The organism is Microcoleus sp. Z1_B2 (genome assembly GCF_036700325.1).
Classification (GTDB): domain Bacteria; phylum Cyanobacteriota; class Cyanobacteriia; order Cyanobacteriales; family Microcoleaceae; genus Microcoleus.
The window spans coordinates 80130-101318 of record NZ_JAUBOQ010000025.1; the positions used below are offsets into that span (position 1 = coordinate 80130).

Annotated in this window: 17 protein-coding genes and 1 riboswitch; of the genes, 9 read left to right on the forward strand and 8 right to left on the reverse strand. The window is 46.5% G+C overall.

The annotated features are described in order from the left end of the window. Positions 1-45: 45 nt before the first annotated feature. The 3 genes from QT984_RS16440 (at position 46) to thiC (ending at position 2779) form a co-directional block, all read left to right on the forward strand. A complete protein-coding gene (locus tag QT984_RS16440; RefSeq protein ID WP_333374453.1) occupies positions 46-300 on the forward strand; it encodes an HNH endonuclease in 255 nt (84 codons plus the stop codon). Between the two features lie 12 nt (positions 301-312). Then, positions 313-1002: a hypothetical protein gene (locus tag QT984_RS16445; RefSeq protein WP_333374455.1), complete on the forward strand. Its 690-nt coding sequence runs from the start codon at positions 313-315 to the stop codon at positions 1000-1002. Between the two features lie 299 nt (positions 1003-1301). Then, positions 1302-1398, forward strand: a riboswitch (TPP riboswitch). Between the two features lie 7 nt (positions 1399-1405). Next, a complete protein-coding gene (thiC, locus tag QT984_RS16450; protein WP_333160705.1) occupies positions 1406-2779 on the forward strand; it encodes a phosphomethylpyrimidine synthase ThiC in 1374 nt (457 codons plus the stop codon). 552 nt (positions 2780-3331) lie between these two features. On the opposite strand, the gene QT984_RS16455 is transcribed toward thiC, so the two are convergent. From QT984_RS16455 to pyrE, 4 genes are all read right to left on the reverse strand, one after another. Then, positions 3332-3784, reverse strand: coding sequence for a hypothetical protein (locus QT984_RS16455; protein ID WP_333211593.1), 453 nt, complete (start codon positions 3782-3784; stop codon positions 3332-3334). A 350-nt stretch (positions 3785-4134) separates the two neighbouring features. Further along, positions 4135-5421: a DNA (cytosine-5-)-methyltransferase gene (gene dcm / locus QT984_RS16460; protein WP_333374458.1), complete on the reverse strand. Its 1287-nt coding sequence runs from the start codon at positions 5419-5421 to the stop codon at positions 4135-4137. Positions 5422-5474: 53 nt separating this feature from the next. Further along, complete coding sequence (locus QT984_RS16465; RefSeq protein ID WP_333374460.1) at positions 5475-6527, reverse strand: restriction endonuclease; 1053 nt, start codon at positions 6525-6527, stop codon at positions 5475-5477. A gap of 120 nt (positions 6528-6647) precedes the next feature. After that, on the reverse strand, positions 6648-7223 hold the full coding sequence (pyrE, locus tag QT984_RS16470; protein WP_333374462.1) for an orotate phosphoribosyltransferase: 576 nt from the start codon (positions 7221-7223) through the stop codon (positions 6648-6650). A gap of 669 nt (positions 7224-7892) precedes the next feature. Between pyrE and QT984_RS16475 the strand changes: the two genes are divergently transcribed. After that, positions 7893-8420: a hypothetical protein gene (locus QT984_RS16475; RefSeq protein ID WP_333233264.1), complete on the forward strand. Its 528-nt coding sequence runs from the start codon at positions 7893-7895 to the stop codon at positions 8418-8420. Positions 8421-8805: 385 nt separating this feature from the next. Here QT984_RS16475 and QT984_RS16480 read toward each other — a convergent pair whose 3' ends face one another. Together QT984_RS16480 and QT984_RS16485 are read right to left on the reverse strand one after the other, a co-directional pair. Then, complete coding sequence (locus tag QT984_RS16480) at positions 8806-9555, reverse strand: pentapeptide repeat-containing protein (RefSeq protein WP_333055181.1); 750 nt, start codon at positions 9553-9555, stop codon at positions 8806-8808. Between the two features lie 20 nt (positions 9556-9575). Beyond that, entirely contained in the window at positions 9576-10220 is a 645-nt protein-coding gene (locus tag QT984_RS16485; protein ID WP_190661578.1) for a hypothetical protein, read from the reverse strand. Positions 10221-10702: 482 nt separating this feature from the next. Between QT984_RS16485 and QT984_RS16490 the strand changes: the two genes are divergently transcribed. Next, positions 10703-11014, forward strand: a complete 312-nt coding sequence (locus QT984_RS16490) for a WGxxGxxG family protein (protein WP_333055180.1) — start codon at positions 10703-10705, stop codon at positions 11012-11014. A gap of 340 nt (positions 11015-11354) precedes the next feature. Here QT984_RS16490 and QT984_RS16495 read toward each other — a convergent pair whose 3' ends face one another. Beyond that, positions 11355-16709, reverse strand: a complete 5355-nt coding sequence (locus tag QT984_RS16495; RefSeq protein WP_333374464.1) for a PAS domain S-box protein — start codon at positions 16707-16709, stop codon at positions 11355-11357. A 182-nt stretch (positions 16710-16891) separates the two neighbouring features. Here QT984_RS16495 and QT984_RS16500 point away from each other — a divergent pair, with 182 nt between their 5' ends. Both QT984_RS16500 and QT984_RS16505 read left to right on the forward strand, forming a co-directional pair. After that, on the forward strand, positions 16892-17695 hold the full coding sequence (locus tag QT984_RS16500) for a creatininase family protein (protein WP_333374466.1): 804 nt from the start codon (positions 16892-16894) through the stop codon (positions 17693-17695). 81 nt (positions 17696-17776) lie between these two features. Beyond that, positions 17777-18532: a DUF561 domain-containing protein gene (locus tag QT984_RS16505; protein ID WP_333374468.1), complete on the forward strand. Its 756-nt coding sequence runs from the start codon at positions 17777-17779 to the stop codon at positions 18530-18532. 188 nt (positions 18533-18720) lie between these two features. Here QT984_RS16505 and QT984_RS16510 read toward each other — a convergent pair whose 3' ends face one another. Further along, positions 18721-19398, reverse strand: coding sequence for a calcium-binding protein (locus QT984_RS16510; protein ID WP_333374470.1), 678 nt, complete (start codon positions 19396-19398; stop codon positions 18721-18723). A gap of 79 nt (positions 19399-19477) precedes the next feature. On the opposite strand from QT984_RS16510, the gene QT984_RS16515 reads away from it, so the two are divergent. Both QT984_RS16515 and QT984_RS16520 read left to right on the forward strand, forming a co-directional pair. Further along, a complete protein-coding gene (locus QT984_RS16515; RefSeq protein WP_333055172.1) occupies positions 19478-20125 on the forward strand; it encodes a DUF2301 domain-containing membrane protein in 648 nt (215 codons plus the stop codon). A 127-nt stretch (positions 20126-20252) separates the two neighbouring features. Then, the gene (locus QT984_RS16520; protein WP_333340705.1) at positions 20253-20906 is read left to right on the forward strand and encodes a YdcF family protein; all 654 of its coding nucleotides are present in this window, start codon (positions 20253-20255) and stop codon (positions 20904-20906) included. Positions 20907-21189: the final 283 nt, after the last annotated feature.

Sequence of the window (21189 nt, forward strand, 5' to 3'; positions counted from 1 at the left end):
ACATAACCAGCCTGGAAGTGTCTGATTTTATAATCTCTACCAAAAATGTCTTTGACGAGAAAAACTCCGCGAATTTTAATTCCACCAAAGGTGAGAAAACTTGTTTTTGAGCGCGATGAAAATTGCTGCAAAAGCTGCTGCAGAACAGACCAAGAGACTAATCTTACGATCGATCACATCATTCCCTTAGCTCTTGGAGGCTCAAATGACATCAGCAATCTGCAAACGCTTTGCTTCGATTGCAATAGACGAAAAAAAGACCGTATTGACCCCCGGTTCAAGCGTAGATTCAGCAAATGAGAAGGAAAAAGTATGCCTGAAACAACTCCTAATTATTCGCCTGCTATCTTGGGTACAAGCATAGCTGTTTTATGGTTTATTCATACAGGATTATCCATTGGATTTAGCAAACAGTATAATAATTATTTATCAAAATCGAGCGATTTTTTTAATAAAAAACCGATAATATTACCTTCATTAATAGTGTTAATATCTCCGTTTATATTGACTCGTCTTGCGCTGCCTGAGTATGAACTAACCGGAGCGTTTAAACAAGTTTTATCAATATTTACTTTTCTTCTAGGTGTAGTGATTGCCCGGGGAAAAGAAAAATCCGACTCAATAAAAAGAGATAAGATTTTAGCAAACTCTCTTTTACTAGAGTGCTGGGAGAACCTTAAGATATTGAACACAAATACAACAAGAATTCAAGAGAAAGTCGATTCTCCCTTATTAGTATTAAATCTCATTAAACTAGAATCTCTAGTTAATCTTATTGCTGAAACGCAAGAAGTGAATTCAATTAAATTGGTAAAACTATATTTTAATACAAAAAAATATATTCAGCCTCTGAAACTTCTCAACTCTAAAATTAGAAAATACAACGCTCAACTCTCTAAAAAACTTGCTAACTCTCCAGAAGACTCCCAAGAATTACTACCTCAAATTTCTGAAATCCGAGAAAAAATATTGAAAATTATAAAGGTTTTAAGTAGCTTTTAGACTAATTAGCGACGACAGCAAGGGGAAAAAATCAGAGATTCGCGCAAAATATAACACGATTCGCCTAGCAGCAAAATTGCGCGAAATGGGGATTAATCCTGATGAGGTGTGATTATTTTTAGGTTGTTAAATGGGGTGCGATTCCCTTCGGGATAGCTTCGCTGGCGTGTACTTTTTAAACAGCAGAAATATCAGAAACCCCAAAAGGGATCTCGCACTTTCGATCTCCTCACCCCATTGTTTATATTAAGATTTCCTTAATTGCTTTGATCTGGTACAGAAATCGGTGATACAATCAACAGCTTAGCTAGGGGTGCCCGAATATCCGGGCTGAGAAAACACCCTTAGAACCTGAGTCTGGGTAATACCAGCGGAGGGAAGCTGTTTATCAAGGAAATTAAATATGCGTACCGAATGGATCGCTAAGCGTCAGGGCCAGAGCAATGTATCTCAAATGCACTACGCCCGTCAAGGTGTAATTACTGAGGAAATGCACTTTGTTGCTAAGCGAGAGAATCTCCCGCCCGAACTTATCCGCGCGGAAGTAGCGCGGGGACGGATGATTATTCCCGCTAATATCAATCACCCGAATTTGGAACCGATGGCGATCGGCATTGCGTCTAAATGCAAAGTCAATGCTAATATCGGTGCATCTCCCAACTCTTCCAATATGGAAGAAGAAGTTGACAAGCTTAAATTAGCAGTGAAATACGGCGCTGATACCGTGATGGACTTGTCCACCGGCGGCGGGAATTTGGATGAAATTCGCACCACGATTATCAAAGCTTCACCAGTGCCGATCGGTACTGTACCAATTTACCAAGCTTTAGAAAGCGTTCATGGTAATATGGAAAGTCTGACCCCAAATGACTTTCTTCACATCATTGAGAAACACGCTCAACAAGGTGTGGATTACCAAACAATTCACGCCGGAATTTTGATCGAGCATTTGCCGTTGGTGAAAAATCGGTTGACTGGGATTGTCTCTCGTGGTGGCGGCATTTTGGCGCGGTGGATGCTGCATCACCACAAACAAAATCCTCTCTACACTCACTTTAACGACATCATTGAAATCTTCAAAAAATACGATGTTTCGTTTAGTTTGGGAGATTCTCTACGCCCCGGTTGCACTCACGATGCGTCGGATGATGCTCAATTAGCTGAACTCAAAACTTTGGGACAATTAACTCGCAAAGCTTGGGAACATGACGTGCAGGTAATGGTGGAAGGCCCCGGCCACGTGCCGATGGATCAAATTGAGTTTAATGTCAAGAAACAAATGGAGGAATGTTCGGAAGCACCCTTCTATGTTTTGGGGCCGTTGGTGACAGATATTGCGCCTGGATACGACCACATTACCTCAGCAATTGGGGCGGCGATGGCTGGTTGGTACGGTACTGCAATGCTGTGTTACGTGACGCCGAAGGAACACTTAGGATTGCCGAATGCTGAGGATGTCCGAAACGGGCTGATTGCTTACAAAATCGCGGCTCACGCTGCAGATATTGCACGGGGCCGTCCGGGTGCGCGCGATCGCGATGATGAACTCTCGAAAGCGCGTTACAATTTCGATTGGAACCGTCAATTTGAGCTGTCATTAGATCCAGAACGGGCAAAGGAATATCACGACGAAACTTTGCCGGCTGATATCTACAAAACTGCTGAATTCTGTTCGATGTGCGGGCCTAAGTTCTGTCCGATGCAGACTAAGGTTGATGCGGATGCTTTGACAGAATTAGAGAAGTTTTTGGCTAAGGAACCTGTAGCCCAAAGCTAATTGGATTAATTCGTAGGGTGCGTTAACGCCGTGTAACGCACCGCCAGCCTCATGCACCATTTTAGCTAGTTGACACTCCCCTGCCTGAAGGCGAGGGGATTCTTGGTTCTGCGACATACCTTAAAACTATCTATCCTTGCGGCAGTGTTTAAACCTGGTATCCGTTCAAAAGAACCAAATATCGAGCTTAATTTAGATAGCCTCGCGAGGGTTTGTCTCCCCAAGCTTTCGAGAATTGCTTCTCTTGTTTCTGTGTGCCCCACAGTACATTTTAGAAATAAAAAGTTTAGTCTCTGATTTTGGCTTACATTAGTTAGCCCAGCTATGTTTTTCGTGGTTTTCGCCACCCACCAACCATTATTGTTTTCCGACCAGTCGTTTGAGCGTGGTGTCTCATGTGTATCGGCGGTTATTCAACCTGTAGTCTAGTTATTGTACTCTACAATGAACACAATGCAAAAAAGTTCAAGAAAACAATTAACAAAAGTTGATAATTAATTAAAGCCGTCAAGCTTATGACGGGGCTTTAGACCCAATTTCTTGGTAAAAGATTTACCTGGGTATGTTAACTTGCGCTGTATCTTGGCACATTGAAAGAATGCGGCGATCGTTTGAGCTAATTGTGCGAATAGAATGCAGATTTGTTAGCTGAGTATTGACTTCAATTGTTTGAACTTTTCCGGCTGAGATTGCCTTCCCGTACAATGTATTTCCCTCAATTTTACCAGTGAAGCACGCAAAGTCCGATCGCGGCGCGTAGATTGCACCAACGACGCGATCGTCCTGGCGTTGAAACACGATATAGTTTTGAAGAACTTGGTTGGGCTGTGGCGAATCTCCGTACAGGTAAATACCATCTGGCAAAGCAGCAACATTAGTCTTCGATGGATTTTGTTGTGCTTGAATGGGTTGTGGCTGAATGCCAACACCAATTAGTGTCAGAGGACAAATAAAGGCTGTTGCCAGTAGTTTCCATTTCCTTTTAATAGATGCAGGTAAGATCATTACTGCTTCTCCTTGCGTCGTCATCTAATATATTAAAACAATCTTCTCTAGTTAATATCTCACTCAGGTTATAATTTCCCTCTGCTAAAATCAGCCGATTGGTATAGATTCTGAACCTGAAAGCTTGCGCTTGTTTAGCACCGAAAACTTTATTTTCCCTTGTCCTCCAAGTGCCTGAGCTGATTTTGATAAAATTAGAGCAGACATAGTTTCTAATCCCACCCCATAAAACACCGATCTAACCTTGATGCCGATGCTTTGGCGGAATTAGATAATTTTTTGGCTAAGGAACCTGTAGCGCAAAGCTAGTTGCTACGGTGAGCGGAAACACTCCGCCCACCCTTCCCAATTTACCAGGCGCTAACTTTTTGTTTGGTAGAGCACAAAACATTCTGGATAACTTCTAGAGCAACAGCTTTAACTACATTAATACTTACACTATTACCCAGTTGATGATAAGCTTTATCATCATTAGGATGCAGAATAAAACTATCGGAAAAACCTTGTAACCGCGCCGCCTCGCGGGGAGTAATCCTGCGAACTCGGTTATGATAGTAAACTCCTAATCTATTAGCATCACTGGCAACAATTGTTACAGAAATTTTCTGCGGATCTAGAAATTTATAGACTTCAAAGGAAAAGTTACCGGATACAGGTTTGTATTGATTGTTGTTCCGTTGCAGGTACTTTTTTGTTACCAAGGAATCCAGAATTTCATCGAGATTGGGATGAGCAAAAAAAGTAGCTATTTGCTCTTTAGTTAATAGCTTGCCATCTTGGTCAGCTCCAAATTCTTTATTGCGCCTTTTCAAGATAAAAAGATTCATTAATTCAATTTCGTCTAAACTGCACTCGCCTCGCAAACCCAGTTCCCAAGAATGAATCGAATTGCCGCCGCGATAGTCAATTAGCCGCCTACCGTGCAGTCGGCTGAAATCATTGTTAACTATTTGTTTCAAGGCATTAACAAATTCTGGCGAACAATCATATTTTGGATCTGGATTGTCTTCCAAAATATCTGCAACTGTGACAGGTTGACTTAACGGGGAAAATAACGATAGCTGTTGATGACTAGAGGAATGCGAATCTTTTGGGCCTACGTCGGTAATTAGCTTAAATTGGGGCGAAGCATTTAAAATTCCTACTAGGTAAACTCGGACACGGTTCTGAGGTAAACTAAAGTTAGAGCTGTTGAGCAAGAAATAATCGAAGCTGTAACCTCGGCTTTTAATTTCGCCCTTAATAGTTTCGAGGGTTCTGCCGCCGTCGTGGCTGACAAGCCCCCGCACGTTCTCGAAAATAAATGCTTGAGGTTTAAAGGTATCAATTAACCTTGCAATCTCAAAAAATAGGGTGCCTCTGGTGTCTCCAAAGCCCTCTTTTTTGCCCGCATAGGAGAAAGACTGACAAGGAAATCCCGCTAGTAAAATTTCATGTTCAGGCAGTTTGTCAATTAATCGGATGTCGCCTAAAGGTGTGTCGGCAAAGTTTTTATGGTAAACTAATTGAGCGTCGGGATTGATTTCGCTGCTTAATACGCATTCTGTTTCCAGATTCAAGGAACGAGCGGCGGATTCAAACCCTAATCTCATGCCGCCTATTCCTGAGAATAAGTCAATAAAACGGATTTTTGGCATAATAATTTTAGTTAGTTTAGATTTTAACACCATTTCTTCAGTATACCATCTCTTTACTCATTGTTAGGCACAAAGTAATCCCTCAAAAAATCGCAAAGTACATTAAGTTCATTGTGGGAAAATGCAACAGTGCAATGACTGTACGTACACAAGGTTCTGATTGCATTTTCCCTCTCAAAGTTACCAGCGCCATCAATGACATAAGCCATTTTATAACCTGCATTTTCAATCTGCTCAAATCTAGCTCTTGCTTGTCCAGCTTTACGTTCAATTACACTATTTGTTGTTACCTGAAAGCTAATCTCTATTGCAACAAACTTATCTTCTTTAGAAATAACCAGATCAAATGTTGTTAGTCCTTTTTCGCTTTCTTGGTCAGTATGTCTAACGCCGGGTAAATGACCGTTAGGTCTAATAGCTATATCTATAACCCCTAAATTATCTTGTAAGTATTCTTTGACAAAGTTTTGAGCGATTTGACCTAAAGTGTTGGATTGTGACCCAGAGGTTATCCGGCTAACCCAGATATATCGTTGTTTAATAAACTTATTTAATTTATCGGGTTGACCTAAGTAATTACCAATTTCACATTTAGCTAGAACCTCAGCGCTTTTTTCATTCAGTGAACTAGCGCCGAACAGAAGAATTGCTATTAAATCTTTATGTGCCAAAGACAGAGATTGATTTTGGAGTATTTTTTTACCGTCAATCCCTAGTTTATTATTGGTTAGTTGACCTGATGCTGGTAGAAAAGTGAATTGATAAGAGTAAGTTTGCAGGTTCCAAAGGTAATCTAATCTCTTTAAGGGAAACATAGAATTAAACTGACTATTCACTCTTTTTATCATTTCTCCCCCAAAGTCCGCCAGTACAATTAAATGCTTCAGGAACATATTTGCAGAAAGTGTTGAAGCTTCTACTATTTGAAATAATCCGCTTAACTCCGAAACTGGGACGCTAAGAATAGCAATAAATTGCTCTTGAGTTTCTATCAATTTTGGTATGACACTGAGTTCTGCTTCCTTTTGAGATAAGTCGGAAGGCCAAAACATAGAAGCTAACTCACGGATTTCTTCAACTGTTCTTCTGTAATTTTGAGTTGACATTTTTGGTTTTTTGTGGTATTAAATGCTGTGAGTTTGATGCGATCGCCCCCCCGGTCGCTATTAAATGTTGGGCGGTTGACGGGATTCTTCTGAGGAGGAGGCTGGCGATCGCACTTTTGCCTATTTTTTGCTAGCCATCCACTTTTGCAGATCGTTAATCGTAAAAACTGTTTCAAAGTCCAATCCAACAGATTGATAAAACTCGGCACCACCTTGCTCTCTGTCAATCAGCGACAACACGCGATCGACCTTATAACCAGCCGCCCGCAACCTTTCCACCGCCTGCATCGCCGACTTACCCGTCGTCACAACATCCTCCAAAACCGCCACATTCGTGCCCTCTGGTAACAGCGGCCCCTCAATATAAGCCATTGTCCCGTGTCCCTTTGTCTCTTTTCTGACAATTAGCGCCGGAATCGATCGACCTTCCAGAGCCGAAACCACGCTTACTGCAGTTACAATCGGGTCAGCACCCAAAGTCAAACCGCCCACAGCTTCCACATCCGACGACAGCATCGACAACAACAAACGTCCCGTTGCCAAAGCACCTTCAGCGTGCAGCGTCACAGGTTTGCAGTTAATGTAATAAGAACTTTTCTGCCCCGAAGACAGCATAAAATCGCCTTCGCGATAGGCAAACTCGCACAACAAATCTAGAAGTCGATCGCGCAACACCTTTAAATCCGCAGCATCCATAACTCACACCCTGTAAAAAACACAAATAATCCGCCGATAATCAGTTTATCAAAAAATTGGGTTGAAAATCCCGTCCTTCGCTTGACCGAAGGCATCCAGGATAAAAGCCCCCGGATTCATTCCAACGCGCCAACTCAGGACCCAGAAATAAAAAACCTGTCTCCGATGAAACTTGCCGAACGTATTTATCCGTGGGGTCAATGCTTCAATTCTAAAATCTAAAATCTAAAATCTAAAATCGCTTGACGGCTTTTTGATAGAATAGACATGGTTGTAATTCCCAAGGTGGGCGGTTGTGAAGCGGCTTTTAGTCGGCACCCTCGAACCTGAAAGCTTTTTAAAAGCAAAAAGAAGGGTAGCGAAAACCTTGTAAAACAGAGCTAGGGAATCAACGCATTCTCACGCACCAGAAAATCAATAATTTGTTTCAATCAAGTAGGGTGGGGCACACCCGAACTCTAGGTTCGTATCCTAGTACGCTTTTGGAGATAGACCCTCTGGGGTGGTTGTGAGTTAAGCTCGTCAATTGGTGCAATTGCACGGTTGAAAAGTTTAAGGATTGCCGAAAGGACGCAACATTTTAAGGTCAGTCGCTGAATTAAGAATCCCTGTCCTTTAGGTCAGGGAGTGTCAAATTGGAATCGGAATTAATTAAGGAGGCCCAAATATATGAGTCAAAAATTAAAAAGCCTAAGCGGCGCGTTGATTCTCGCTGTCGCCTCTGCCGCACTGGCATACGTCAAACCAGCTCAAGCACAAACAGAGCGATTTCACCCGATTGCCGACGACTTCAACCGACAATACTTTGAAGCTTCAGGAGACTTTTACCACAACGTCAGCTTGCAAGGTTACTTGGGCGACTATTTAGGCATCGGTTCCCCCAGCGGCGTCGTTGCCTTTCCCGAAAAAGAAATCGAGCGGGATGCTAGTCGCCTCAGCGGCCTTTACCGACGAGTCATGCAGCGGCAAGTTTCCAGCGACCCGATTCTCCGCGTCCCAGATGCCGTCAATCCCTTCGATGCCTCAATCATGGCACTGCCTGCAGCTTGTCAGCTAGGACCTCAACCAAGCGGCTGTTTCCCTACTCCCGGCGGACTCCAAGATCAGTTTACACTTCCAACGCAGCAGCAAAATTCACCGACCGATCAAGGGCCCGTTAGAGGACTTTATCAAGTATCGCCCCCTGGTAGAAATTAACTGCCAGTTCGGTATAAGTTTCCGGTTGCATCCGAATTAATATTACCCACAGTCAGGACACGGCAATGCCCCAGGCGTGTCAAATTAAGCTTTTCGTCCGCTAGTCCTCCCGCCTACCCGGCAGTCCGCCAGGGAATGAATTCCCTGTCTAATAGCGAAAGTCCTCTCAAAGAGGACTGAATAATTCCTTAGTCCTCTTTTAGAGGACTTCAGCTTTGAGGCAGGGGTTTCAACCCCTGTCGGAATATCGGTTTAACGTGTTTGTTGACACCAATGGGCAATGCCGTTTCCTGCAATTAATCGGGCGATAGTTACATCTCTCGCGAGCGCCATCGATTATTTTGGGGTAGGGAAACGGCAATGCCGTGTCCTCCGTTGCTCAGACTTATGATGAAACAATGCTGCCGTCAGGCATGATTGTTCCTTTCAAAATAGCTTCCCCCAAATTCGCTCCCGCCAAGTTCGCTCCCCGGAGATTTGCCCCGGTCAAATTAGCCCCTCTCAAATCAGCTTTGCCGAGGTTTGCCCACCGGAAATCTGCCGCGCTCAACTGTGCAAAACAGAGATTTGCCCGGAAAAGATATGCTGCTGTGAAGTGAGCTTCCGCGAGGTTAGCTTTAGAGAAATTGGCTGCATAGCAATGTGCTTCAATCAATTCGGCTTGAGTCAGATTGGCTTGACTGAGATTAGCACAGTTGAGGTTCGCGCCCATCGCATTAACTCGAAACATCACCGCACCGATTAAATTCGCCTCTCCAAAATCGGTTTGTTGGAGATTGGCACCGCTAATGTCCGCCCCAATTAAATTAGCACCGCTCAAATCAGATCCTCTGAAGTCAGCCGCTTGGAGGTTGGTTCCAGTTAAATTAGCTTTAATTAAATTAGCTTCCAGCAGTTGCGCTCCTGCAAGATTTGCTAAACTAAAATTAGATTCTGCGAGGTTTGCCGCAATTAATTTAGCCTTAAACAAATCTGTTTTAAAAAGGTTCGAGCGCCAAAGATACGCACCTCTGAGATTTGCTTCGGCGAGGTTAGCTTCGCTGAGATCCGGCTCTATATTTGGGTTGAGACTTCTCCATTCAATCCAACTAACTGCACCTTTTTTTAACAGCGCTAAATGCTGTGTATTTGCCATAATTACATCTCCTTTAACGGCTATTCCTTGCGACCAACAATTGCTGGATTTTCTCGACCCGTCACGTTTTCCACCGCCGCAATTGCTGCCTGGGAACCTGCTATAATATCTCGTTCTGCGCCGCCGAGGTAAAGCCGTCCGAAACTGCCTACAGCCTGAACCTCTAAGATGTTAATAGATGCGCCTTTTTCTGCTTCATTGGCCGCCAGCGCTGCATAGGCCGCCGGTTCTACTTCTAAGACGTAAAGCGTTTGTCCCGCCAGCAGCAACTGTCCGCGGCGGGTGCGGTTAATTAATTGTGTTTGGTGGGGGTCAATATTGCGAATAATTTGACTGGAAATCACTCGCGGTTTGATACCTTCTTCTCTGCGGAGTCCGATGAATTCTAGAATTGCTTTGCCTGCGGCCCGCGTTTCCCCCTGCTGACTCGAGTGTACTTCCAGAAGGCCGTACAAGCGTTCGACTATCTGCACTCCCGGGCGCACGGAGGCAGATTTGAGGGCGACATCGGTAATTCGGTTAATTTCGATACCGGGCGAGATTTCTATCCACAGCGACGCATCCCCCGGCAGCGGCAAGAATCCGGCGGCGACTGTGCCGATGTATGCTGCGTGCTGTGGCTGCAAGTTGTCTAGAAATACGTAGCTGCGTAGCTCTATACCCAAAAGTTTCTATCTCCGTCGATCGAGTTCCAACACTTATCTGTGCAATATCTGAGTTTACCTTTTTTTGTCAACAACACCTTGTCTATTGTCGAGACTGTCGCACTGCCTCACAACCGGGTGAGGTGTCAATCGATTTTAGATTTTAGATTTTAGGTTTTAGATTGAAGCATTGACCTTACGGATAAATACGTTCGGCAAGTTTCATCGGATATAGGTTTTTTATTTCACCGGTCCTGAGTCTGCTTTCGGAATGAATCACGTGGCGGGTATCCTGGATGCTTTCGGTCAGACCCGCTATTTCTAGTGTCGGAGTGCCTCTGCGAGCAATTTTTAATTTTGTGCGCCTGCTAAAAATTTGATATCAATCTGTAGTTATACGTGGAACTTAGCAATGTTTACCGCTAGAGATGGATTTAACTTTAAAAGCCAATCGATATAGTTTTGATAGTTAAAGATTTTAGCCAACAGAGAGCATTTGAATTATGAAACGTTCTGATTTATCCAAAGCAATCGGTGCAGGTATTATAGCTGCTGGGTTAGCCCTAGCACCAGCTCATCTGCCTGCTTCAGCTCAGACAGATACAACTGGCGGTACTAACAACACTACAACCACCACCACTCCTCGCTCCGATGTCTACAATGCTGAGAACGATCGCGATTTTGATTGGGGATGGTTGGGATTGTTAGGTTTGTCTGGTTTGTTGGGCTTGATTCCCCGCAAACGTGAAGAAAATGTCCGCTATACAACTACAACCAGCGATCGCGAGCCTGCCGTGCGAAGTGACTACCGCTAAGAATTGAGTCTTAGTGCTGTGGGCATCATGCAGGGACAGGATGTTTTAACCTGTCCGACTAGCACCAATAATCATCAAAAAACCTCCATCTGTGAGGTTTTTTTATTGGAGATGATGCGCGATCGATCGACGATTAAATTGGTTACATCTGAGATATTGTACCATTGTCAATCAGATTTTTATGAACAGGCCGGAAAGCCTGTTCATAAAAATGGTGCAATATCTCAGATATAAGCGGAATTGAGATTATTAACTTCTTCCTATCTTCTTCCCTCCCTCCTTCGCGTTCTTTGCGTCTTCGCGGTTCATTAAATAAAGACTTTTCCGACACAAAAACACTTTAAATAAGGTTTTTGCCCGATCGCTCGAGTACCTCCCCAATCGCCTGCACCAACTTGTCGGGGTCTAAAGGCTTAGAAATGTGGCGCTGGAACCCCGCAGCCAGGGCCTGCTGATAGTCAATCTCTCCAGCATAAGCCGTGAGGGCGATCGCCGGAATCCGTCCCCCTTTTTCGGGCGCTAGAGCCCGAACCTGTCGCATCAACATATAACCGTCAGTATCGGGCATTCCAATATCGCTCAACAGCAAATCCGGCACAGACTGGGTTAAAACCGCCAAAGCATCGGCGGCGTTAGCAACTGCTGTAACACTTGCCCCACAATCCTCAAGCAGAAAAACCACCAAATCTCGCGCATCGGCATCATCATCCACCGCTAACACCCTGATACCGCTTAAATTGAAGGATGGGTCCGGCGCCGCAGTTCCCGCAGGACTTGTCTGAGATTGCACGGGCATCAGAGGTATCCTGACGGTCAAGGTTGCACCTTTTCCTTCGCCGGGACTGTCGGATTTCACCGTGCCGCCGTGGAGTTCGACGAGATGGCGGACGATCGCCAATCCTAAACCCAATCCGCCAAACTTGCGCGTCATCGAGCTGTCAGCTTGCCGGAAGTAGTCGAATACATAGGGCAGAAAATCAGGTTCGATACCTTTTCCCGTATCAGTTACAGTAATTTGGGCCAAGGTGTCCACCCGATCGAGAACGACTTGGATTTTGCCCGACGGCGGGGTGAACTTGACGGCATTTGACAGCAAATTCCAGACTACCTGCTGAAGTCTGCCCGCATCGCCCAACACCGGGCCCAGATCCGGTGCAAATTGAGTGGTGATTTGAATCGACTTGACTTGGGCCGCCAGACGCACCGTTTCAATAGCAGCGCCGATGACCTCGGCTAAATCCACAGGTGCAATATTCAAGCTAACCTTGCCTTGCAGAATCCCCGACACGTCGAGCAAATCTTCGATAAGCTGGGTTTGCAGTTTGGCGTTGCGCTCGATCGTCTCTAAGGCATAACGCTGCTTTTGGGGTGTCAGAAGATTCGATTGCAGCAGCTTCGCCCAGCCCATAATCGGGTTTAAGGGAGTCCGCAATTCGTGGGACAAAACAGCCAAAAATTCGTCTTTGACGCGGTTAGCCTGTTCTGCCTCTTCCCGCGCTGCCTTTTCCCGTGCTAGAAGGCTTTCCCGTTCTGCTTCTGCAACTTTGCGATCGGTAATATCGGTGTTAGTGCCACACCAGCGCAGCACCTGGCCTTGCTCGTCGCGAATCGGCACGGCGCGGGAGAGAAACCAGCGGTACGATCCGTCTTTGCCCCGTAAGGGGAAAGTATCTTCCCAGAGTTCGCCTGTTTCAATGCAGCGCCTAAATTTTTCCACAACGCCATCGAGGTGTTCCGGGTGGTGCACCTTTTGCCAGCCCCAGCCTAGCATTTCTTCTAGGGTGGTGCCTGTGTAGTCAAACCAGCGTTTGTTATACCAGAAAATCCCCCCAGCAGCATCTGTCATCCAAGCCAACTGAGCGATGTTGTCAGCTAGAGCGCGGAACCGAGCCTCGCTTTCGTGCAGCTCATGCAGAGCTCGCGCGTGCAGGATCACCGTCCAGAGGCGAGCCACCACTTCTTGCATCAGCCAAACTTCATCGGGCCGCCAGTGCCGCACCACCCTTGATGTCACCAGCAAAAGAGCCACCCAGCGCCCTTCCTGAAGGCAGGGAACATCGACCAAAGCGCGAATACAAACGGCACCGTAGTTATCGAATAAATGCGCTGTATGGGGGTAAGTAGCGATATCTGAGATGACAAGGGTTTGACCTGCCATAGACAGAGCTTTCAGTTCTGGCGTCTTAAAGTCTGAGATTTGATAGGTGCCGGCGGCGCTGGCAATGTCGGACTGGTGCCAGTCTTGGTGGACAATTGCCCGATCGGCTTCTAAATCGATTTCGTGCCAGATGCAGCGATCGACCTTTAAATATTCTCCCAGACTTTTCATGGCTTCCCACAACATTTCTGTGGGGTTGAAGCGCTGTCGCAAGCGGGCTTCGAGATCGGAGAGAAACTGCTCGTTGAGTTGGGCTTGTTTGCGATCGTGAATATCGGTGTTTGTGCCGATCCACTCGACAATCTGCCCCCCTGCGTCGCGAATTGGCACGGCGCGGGACAAATGCCAGCGTTCCATTTGGTCTGCTGCCCGCCGCAGGCGCAGCTCAATTTGATAAACTTCTCCGCTGATTAGACATTCTTCCCAGCGGGCCCAAGATTCTGCCAAATCCGAGGGCGGGACTAGGTATTGCCAATTGCTTTGAGCGGCTTCCTCGTAAGACATTCCCAGATATTCCAACCATTGTTGTTGATTGGTAAAGCGAATTTCCCCGCCGGAACTTACGTTCCAAAGCAGGTGGGGCAGCGACTCAGCGAGGAAGCGAAAGCGGCGGTCGCTTTCTGCTAAGCTTTCTTCTGCTCGTTTGCGATCGTCAATATCAATGCCGATACCAGCCCATTGCACCACCTTTCCCTTCCTGTCTTTGACGGGTACAAGTCGCGCTAGATGCCAGCGGTAATTACCATCAAACCTGCGTACCCGACACTCGAATTCGTAGGCTTCCCCGGCTGCAATCGCAGGAGTGCGCGTGGCGACAACTGCTGGCAGATCATCAGGATGAAATAATTGCAGCACCGGCGCAGGCATCGGCAATTCTGGCCTCATGCCCGTATAGGTTTTCCAGTGTTGGTTGCAAAACTCTAACCTGCCGTCGGCGGTGTTGATCCACATTAATTCCGGGACGCCATCGGCGAGGGTGCGGTAGAGATTTTCGCTGTGCCGCAGTGCTTCTTCTATTTGCCGGCGCTCGGTTTTGTCCTGCATAATTTTCAGGAAACCTTGCACCTCGCCTGCTGCGTCGCGCAGGGGCATCACCAGCCCGCTGCCCCAAAAGCGGCTGCCGTCTTTGCGGAGGTGCCAGCGCTCGTTTTCTCCTTTTCCTTGAGTCAGGGCGCTGTGCATTTCTGCTTCCGGCATCCGGGCTGCTGAGTCTTCTGGGGTGAAGATGATGCGTCCGTGCTGCCCGACGATTTGGGCTTCGGAATAGCCCAGCAATCTCTGGGCCCCTGCGTTCCAACTGGTAATGTGTCCGTCGGTGTCAATGGTGAAGATGGCGTAGTCTTTGGCGCTGTCGAGAATCAACTGCAGGTGGGTTTCACGATCGCACAGTGCTGCTTCTGCTTGTTTACGCTGGGTAATGTTGCTGGTGAAGCCGACTATTTTGGTCGCTTCACCTTGCTGGTTGCGGATCGAACAGCCGCGCTCCCAAACATCGATCCAGCGCCCGTCTTCGTGCCGGACTCGGTACTCGATTTCATAGCGATCGGGAATATTCAAGATTGATTGCCCCCCGGCTTGGATGCGTGCCAAATCGACCGGATGGATGCGTTCTCTCCACCACTCTGGTGTTGCAGGTGCATCCTCTGGGTAGACACCGACGATCGAGCACAGTCCCTGGGAACGGTAAACTGAGTTTGCTGCCAAATCCCACTCAAACACCATGCCGTCGATCGCCCTTGTAGCTAATTGGAAACGGTTGTAGCTTTCTTGCAAGGCGAGTTCTGCCATTTTGCGAGCGGTAATTTCCTGTACCACGATATGAATCCCCACAATCTCTGGGCCCCTGTCTCTGAGCGGCCACCAATTCTGGAGCCAAGTGCGAACAACTGTGGGTTGATCCCTAGTTGCACCGGTGAGTTCATAATTCCGGATCGGTTCTCCGGTGTCTAGAAGGTGTCCCAACAAAGGTTCGGCTGTGTCTGCCCAGTCGGGGACAATTTCGCGCAGGGTATGGCCGATGTGCCTTTCTACTGCCAAGCCGTTCATTTGGGCAAACCGCTGGTTGATCCGCACGAACCGCAAATCTGTGTCTAAAACGGCTAAACCCACGGGAGTTGTTTGGTAGAGCGACTCTATCTCTACAAGTTGACGCCGCACGGTTTGTTCGCTTTCTTGTAGGGCGAGTTCGGCTTTTTTGCGATCGGTAGCATCAAATAATACTCCGATAAACCGCACTGCTTCGCCTGCTGCGTCGTAGAGATAGCGCCCGAACGCGCTCAACCAGCGGATTTCTCCGTTGTCGGCGCGGATGATCCGGTATTCGGGGGAGTAGAGCGATCGGGTTTGCCGAGCTGTTTTGGCTGCTTGCATGACTTGCTTGAAGTCGTCTGGATGCACGCAGTTTTCCCACACAACCGCGCTTGCTTCCCCGCCTGGTACCGGTTGGCAGCCCAAAATGCTGAAATGGGTCGCCGACCAAATTACTCGATTTGTTCGCACGTCTAAATCCCAGGTTGCCATGCCTGAGCCTTCGATGGCGATGCTCAAACGTTCTTCGCTTTGTTTTAAGGCAATTTCTGTTTGTTTACGCTCGCTGATATCTGTGAGGGAACCCACGGCGCGCACGGGATTGCCTGACTCGTCCCAAATTGCTCGCCCTCTGGCTAAAACCCATTTGTAGCGCCCGTCCCCACAACGGATGCGGTACTCGCAGCAGTAATGTGAGGTTTCTCGATGCAAGTGCTGCTGCCAATTGCTTTGCACGATCTCCACATCATCGGGATGAACGTAGCTCAAAAATTGGCTGAAGTTTTTGACTTCTTCGGGCCGACGTTCCAAAATCTCTAAACACCGATCGCTCAGGATCTGGCAATTCGTTTGCAGGTTCTGATCCCAAATGCCGTCGTTGTTGCCCTGCAAGGCTAGCTGCCAGCGTTCTTCGCTTTCTCGCAAAGCTTCTTTGGTTTGATGGGCGCGATCGATTTGTACGGCGGCAACGGCAAAGTCTGCTAAGGCGATCGCGATCCGCAAGTCTTCGGCATCGAATTGGCGATCGTCCTCGTGAGATACAATCCATATTGCCCCCAGCGATTGATTTTCTGCTTGCAGTGGCACGACTAACGCTTCGGCGATCGGCAATTCTAACTGTTGTAAGTCGGTAAAATATTGTTCGGGAGCAAAGTAAAGCTGGGGAGTTTGGCGATCGATCCCGGTGCCCGACAAACGCAATTTGCGGGGTGTGTTTTTATGTTCTGCTGCTTCCCACGCGCCCGCTAAGGCTTCCCAGCGAAATATTTGTTCGGAAGTTGCATTTTCTTCTAGCAAGCAGACTCCGACGCTTCCGGCGTCGCACAAATCTTGAGCGATCGCAACGAGTGTTTTTAGCAGCCTGTGCGGTGAGGTTGCCAATTGTCGAGCCAGCGTTTGCAGCGCTCGGTTTTCTGCTTTTCGATCGTGTGATCGAGGGATGCGGCGCGACAGTTCATCGGCGATCGGAATGTCGGTTAAATTAGTTTGTGGGGTGTGCCAAGCTTCCATCAATTAGTGGTCTCTATGTCTTTCGGTCTGAGCTGGCGAGCGTATATCAGCGCCCTCTTCAACCATCTGCTACAAATTATAGCATTTACCCAGAGACAAAATTAGTTATCTATCTTGGTAATTACTTTTTATTTTTCAGGCTAGTGGATTGCCTTAGTTGCCTTTACTCTTGTCGCCGCCTTATGCACAATTTCATTCCAGAATCGCGCTTTTTTCCATATCTGACTTGGAGAGAAATTCAGTCTATGCCGGATAAGGAAAATACTGTGATAATTCTGCCGCTAGGTGCGATCGAACAGCACGGCCCCCATTTGCCTTTAATTGTAGATGCGGCAATTAGCGCGGCAGTTACAGGCCAAGCCCTGGCAAAGTTAGAGGCAAATATTCCCGCCTATGCTTTGCCACCTTTGTACTATGGTAAGTCAAACGAACACTGCCATTTTCCCGGTACAATTATGCTCAGTGCTCAGACACTTTTAGCAGTAATCAGTGAAATTGCGGACAGTATTTATCAGGCTGGCTTTCGGAAATTAGTGTTAATGAATGGTCACGGCGGACAGCCACAGGTGATGGAAATTGCGGCGCGGGATATTCATCAAAAATATCAGGATTTCTCTGTTTTTCCGCTGTTTGTTTGGCGGGTTCCTAATGTGGCTGCTGAATTATTAACTGCCAAGGAGTTGGAGTTTGGGATTCACGCGGGTGATGCAGAAACGAGTTTGATGTTGGCAATTTTGCCCGAACAGGTGAAAATGGAACTGGCCGTTTGCGAGTACCCGCAGGGTTTACCAAAAGACAGTTTGCTGAGTATGGAAGGGAATTTGCCTTTTGCTTGGCTGACGCGAGAGTTGACTGAAAGCGGTGTGTTGGGCGATGCGACGGTGGCGACGAAAGAAAAGGGCTCTCGTATTCTCGAATCTCTCTCTGACGGCTGGGCACAAGTTATCAAAGATGTTTACAAATTTCGCCAGCCGCGTAGTAATTAAAAATTAAGAATTAAAAATCAAAAATTGTTCTAATTCGTGTCAAAATGAGTCTAAGAAATTTTTTGAGTTGGAAAACTAACGATGAGTGTAAATTCTAAATTGCAGCGCGCTTTTGAGCAAGGTCGCGCCCTGAAAATTATCAGCGGTTTAAATAATTTTGATGCCGCCAACGTTGCTGCTGTCGTCAAAGCAGCGGATCTCGGCGGTGCTTCCTTTGTCGATATTGCTGCCGATCGCGATTTGGTATTGATGGCAAAACAGTTGACAAATTTGCCAATTTGTGTATCGGCGGTGGAACCGGAAAAGTTTGTGCCTGCGGTAGAAGCCGGCGCTGATTTGATTGAAATTGGTAACTTTGATGCTTTCTACGCAGAAGGCCGCCGCTTTGAAGCTGAGGAAGTTTTGCAGTTGACTCGCGAAACTCGATCGCTATTTCCAAACATCACTCTTTCTGTGACAGTTCCCCACATTTTGACACTCGACAAACAAGTGCAATTAGCAATTGAATTAGTCAAAGCTGGGGCTAATATCATCCAAACAGAAGGTGGCACCAGTGCTCAACCAATTCACGCCGGCACCTTGGGATTAATTGAAAAAGCAGCGCCTACTTTGGCTGCAGCCTTTGAAATTTCCCGCGCCGTATCCGTCCCCGTACTCTGCGCTTCCGGTATCTCCAGCGTCACCGCACCCCTCGCTATTGGAGCCGGTGCTGCGGGTGTTGGTGTCGGTTCTGCTGTTAGCCAACTTAATAGCGAAGTGGCGATGATTGCGGCTGTTCGCAGTTTGGTTGAAGCTTTGGCTTTGGTTTCGCGATCGCACTTGCCGGCTTCTATTTAATTAAGAAGGAAGTTCGGCAACGGATTCTGTAACGGATGTAACGGATGTCCGGAAGAAGGAAGAAGGAAGTTCGGCAACGGATTCTGTAACGGATGTCCGGAAGAAGGAAGAAGGGAGATTTTTCCCATCCCCACTCTTCCCCTCTTCCCCTCTTCCCCTCCTCCAGTTTTCCACTTTTCCACTCTTCCTTAATAATTGATAAACCACACGGCATAATCATCTAATAACTGATTGTTTCGGGAGGTTACATCAACTGATTCTAACTCTGATAAAGGCAACATAAACTTTTGGCGATCGCCGACGCGCTGCACTTCCACAAATATGCCTTCTTCCTGAAGCACCAAATCCTCCAACCGATTAATTGTGAATCTATCAGTATAAGAAGGTTGAGTTTTTTTGAGCCGTGCATATTCTTTTTTGCTGCCCGAACCCATTGTATATTCTTCTTCCCATTCAAACTCTTCTATGCCGGTAACGTGGCAGGGTAGTTGAATATTTTGCTTGATGTACTCTAGATATTTGACGGAATTTTTTAGGCTGAAATCAATATTTTTTGACCCCAAAATTTTACTGATTTTAGTTTCAAATTGCTTGGTATTAAATGGGAGATTTTCATCGAGATGCGCTAACATTTCTGGATCGAACCCCGCTCTCAATTCGGATAATTCCTCCAGCAGCCTCTGAAAGTCGTTGACCGGTTTGGGTCTTCTGCCTGCTACAATGGTTTCATCAAGCTGAACTGGAGGAAGTTCGGATTGTGAAGGAAGGGATTGGCTTTGCTCTGGGCGATCGTCCACTTTAGATTTGTTAACTTTAGATTTGTTAACTTTAGGCTGGTTAAGTTTAGGCTTGTTAAATTTAGGCATCGCTCGGTCTCGCTGGCTCGGTTTATCAATAAAGTATATCTTGGCAGAAGTACATTGTGTCTGATAGGAGGAAGCTGTAATGCAACTACTGAAATCACCTGATGAATCGCCAGTCTATCAAGGACAATTCGGCGAGTTTACGATTACTCAAAACGATCGCACGGGAGTGTTGATTTACCGCGCCGGATTGGGGGTGGCGGCGCTGTGTTTTGCGATCGGCACTACTCTGGTGCTGCAACAGGGCGACAACCCGATGGCAATCCAAGCTGTAACGCCTGTTTTTGCTTGTTTCTGGATAGCTTTAGGCGTCAGCTTGGCAACTATTCACATTTACATGATTGCGCTGCACCGCACACTACAGGCGTTTTGGGCGATCGGCGGCGCGGCAGCATTGTTTGTCGCCCTACAAAGCAGCCAACCTCTAGCTTTAGCAGTGTACGAACATCCCGCCACATTGTGGGGAATTGGCTTTACTTTTGCAGCCTTAAATGGCATTTATTTTAAGGAAGCATTCTGCTTTAATCGCCTCGAAACTAAGTTTTTGACTCCGGGAGTCCCTCTGTTAATTTTAGGACATATTTTCGGATTTTTGTCAGCCGAAAATGAACAATTTTTGCTGGCTGTTTGGGCGGCTTTGTTTATCATCTTTGCTGTGCGTAAGTTTTTTCAACCAATGCCGCAGGATATCGGGGATAAAAGCGTTTTTGAGTATCTGAAACACCAATAATTTGGGAATGGGGCATTGGGAATGGGGCATGGGGCATTGGGAAATTCTATCACTTTCCCACTATTTCCCTCTTTCTCAGTCTCGCCGAATCTGCCTCCATAGCCTAAAACATCTAGAGCTAGTTAAAATGAGAATTCGTCTAATCCGCCGCCGAGAAATGTGGGCAGTTACCAAGGAAGGTTGGGTAATTGCTCTGATGGGATTAATAATTGCAATGATCTTAATTCTCACAAATATCCATCCATTTTTGGCGGTAAATGCGCCGATTAAAGCAGATGTTTTGGTTGTCGAAGGCTGGTTGCCCGATTATGCGATCCAAAGTGCGATCGCCGAATTCAAAAAAGGCGAATACCGCCAATTAGTTACCACAGGAGTTCCTTTAAGTAAAGGCTACTATCTTGCTGAATATAAAAATTATGCCGAACTAGCTGCCGCGACTTGTATTGCGCTAGGATTTGATAAAAACAAAGTAGTAGCAGTACCAGCAGCGAGTGTTCTCAAACACCGCACTGCTGCTTCTGCGATCGCACTTCAGGATTGGCTAGGTGCTTCTGCCATAAAAGTTGAGTCAATTAATCTTTATTCTTTTGGCCCTCACGCCCGCAGAAGTTGGATTATTTTCAAAGAAGTGCTGAATCCTGACATTAAAGTCGGGATTATAGCTGCTGAACCGCAAGATTACAATCCCCAAGAATGGTGGAAATCGAGCGAAGGTTTTCGGACTGTGATCGGAGAAATTATTGGTTATATTTACGTGCGTTTCGTTGATTGGAAAGCTTAGGAATGAGAATTAAATAACTTCCACTCTTGAAAGTGGGATGGGCTATAAGAGCCCGTCATGAGTGGACGGGCTATAAGAGCCCATCCCACAATAACAATTAAAATTGTAAGTTATTTAATTCGCGATCCTTAGCCAGTAATTGTCAACCTCCCTCTTAATTCCCTTCGCCTTCTTAGCGCCTTCGCGGTTCGTAAAAAATATTTATAGCAATCTTTGCAGGAGTAGTATTTTTTTGCCCCACCCCAACCCTCCCCGCGGGTTCGGGGAGGGAGTAAGAAATTTA

What these genes read in the sequence shown, in the direction of transcription:
- QT984_RS16440 (WP_333374453.1), top strand. Translation starts at nt 46, where the DNA reads ATGTCTTTGACGAGAAAAACTCCGCGAATTTTAATTCCACCAAAGGTG.
- QT984_RS16445 (WP_333374455.1), top strand. Translation starts at nt 313, where the DNA reads ATGCCTGAAACAACTCCTAATTATTCGCCTGCTATCTTGGGTACAAGC.
- thiC (WP_333160705.1), top strand. Translation starts at nt 1,406, where the DNA reads ATGCGTACCGAATGGATCGCTAAGCGTCAGGGCCAGAGCAATGTATCT.
- QT984_RS16455 (WP_333211593.1), bottom strand. Translation starts at nt 3,784, where the DNA reads ATGATCTTACCTGCATCTATTAAAAGGAAATGGAAACTACTGGCAACA.
- dcm (WP_333374458.1), bottom strand. Translation starts at nt 5,421, where the DNA reads ATGCCAAAAATCCGTTTTATTGACTTATTCTCAGGAATAGGCGGCATG.
- QT984_RS16465 (WP_333374460.1), bottom strand. Translation starts at nt 6,527, where the DNA reads ATGTCAACTCAAAATTACAGAAGAACAGTTGAAGAAATCCGTGAGTTA.
- pyrE (WP_333374462.1), bottom strand. Translation starts at nt 7,223, where the DNA reads ATGGATGCTGCGGATTTAAAGGTGTTGCGCGATCGACTTCTAGATTTG.
- QT984_RS16475 (WP_333233264.1), top strand. Translation starts at nt 7,893, where the DNA reads ATGAGTCAAAAATTAAAAAGCCTAAGCGGCGCGTTGATTCTCGCTGTC.
- QT984_RS16480 (WP_333055181.1), bottom strand. Translation starts at nt 9,555, where the DNA reads ATGGCAAATACACAGCATTTAGCGCTGTTAAAAAAAGGTGCAGTTAGT.
- QT984_RS16490 (WP_333055180.1), top strand. Translation starts at nt 10,703, where the DNA reads ATGAAACGTTCTGATTTATCCAAAGCAATCGGTGCAGGTATTATAGCT.
- QT984_RS16495 (WP_333374464.1), bottom strand. Translation starts at nt 16,709, where the DNA reads ATGGAAGCTTGGCACACCCCACAAACTAATTTAACCGACATTCCGATC.
- QT984_RS16500 (WP_333374466.1), top strand. Translation starts at nt 16,892, where the DNA reads ATGCACAATTTCATTCCAGAATCGCGCTTTTTTCCATATCTGACTTGG.
- QT984_RS16505 (WP_333374468.1), top strand. Translation starts at nt 17,777, where the DNA reads ATGAGTGTAAATTCTAAATTGCAGCGCGCTTTTGAGCAAGGTCGCGCC.
- QT984_RS16510 (WP_333374470.1), bottom strand. Translation starts at nt 19,398, where the DNA reads ATGCCTAAATTTAACAAGCCTAAACTTAACCAGCCTAAAGTTAACAAA.
- QT984_RS16515 (WP_333055172.1), top strand. Translation starts at nt 19,478, where the DNA reads ATGCAACTACTGAAATCACCTGATGAATCGCCAGTCTATCAAGGACAA.
- QT984_RS16520 (WP_333340705.1), top strand. Translation starts at nt 20,253, where the DNA reads ATGAGAATTCGTCTAATCCGCCGCCGAGAAATGTGGGCAGTTACCAAG.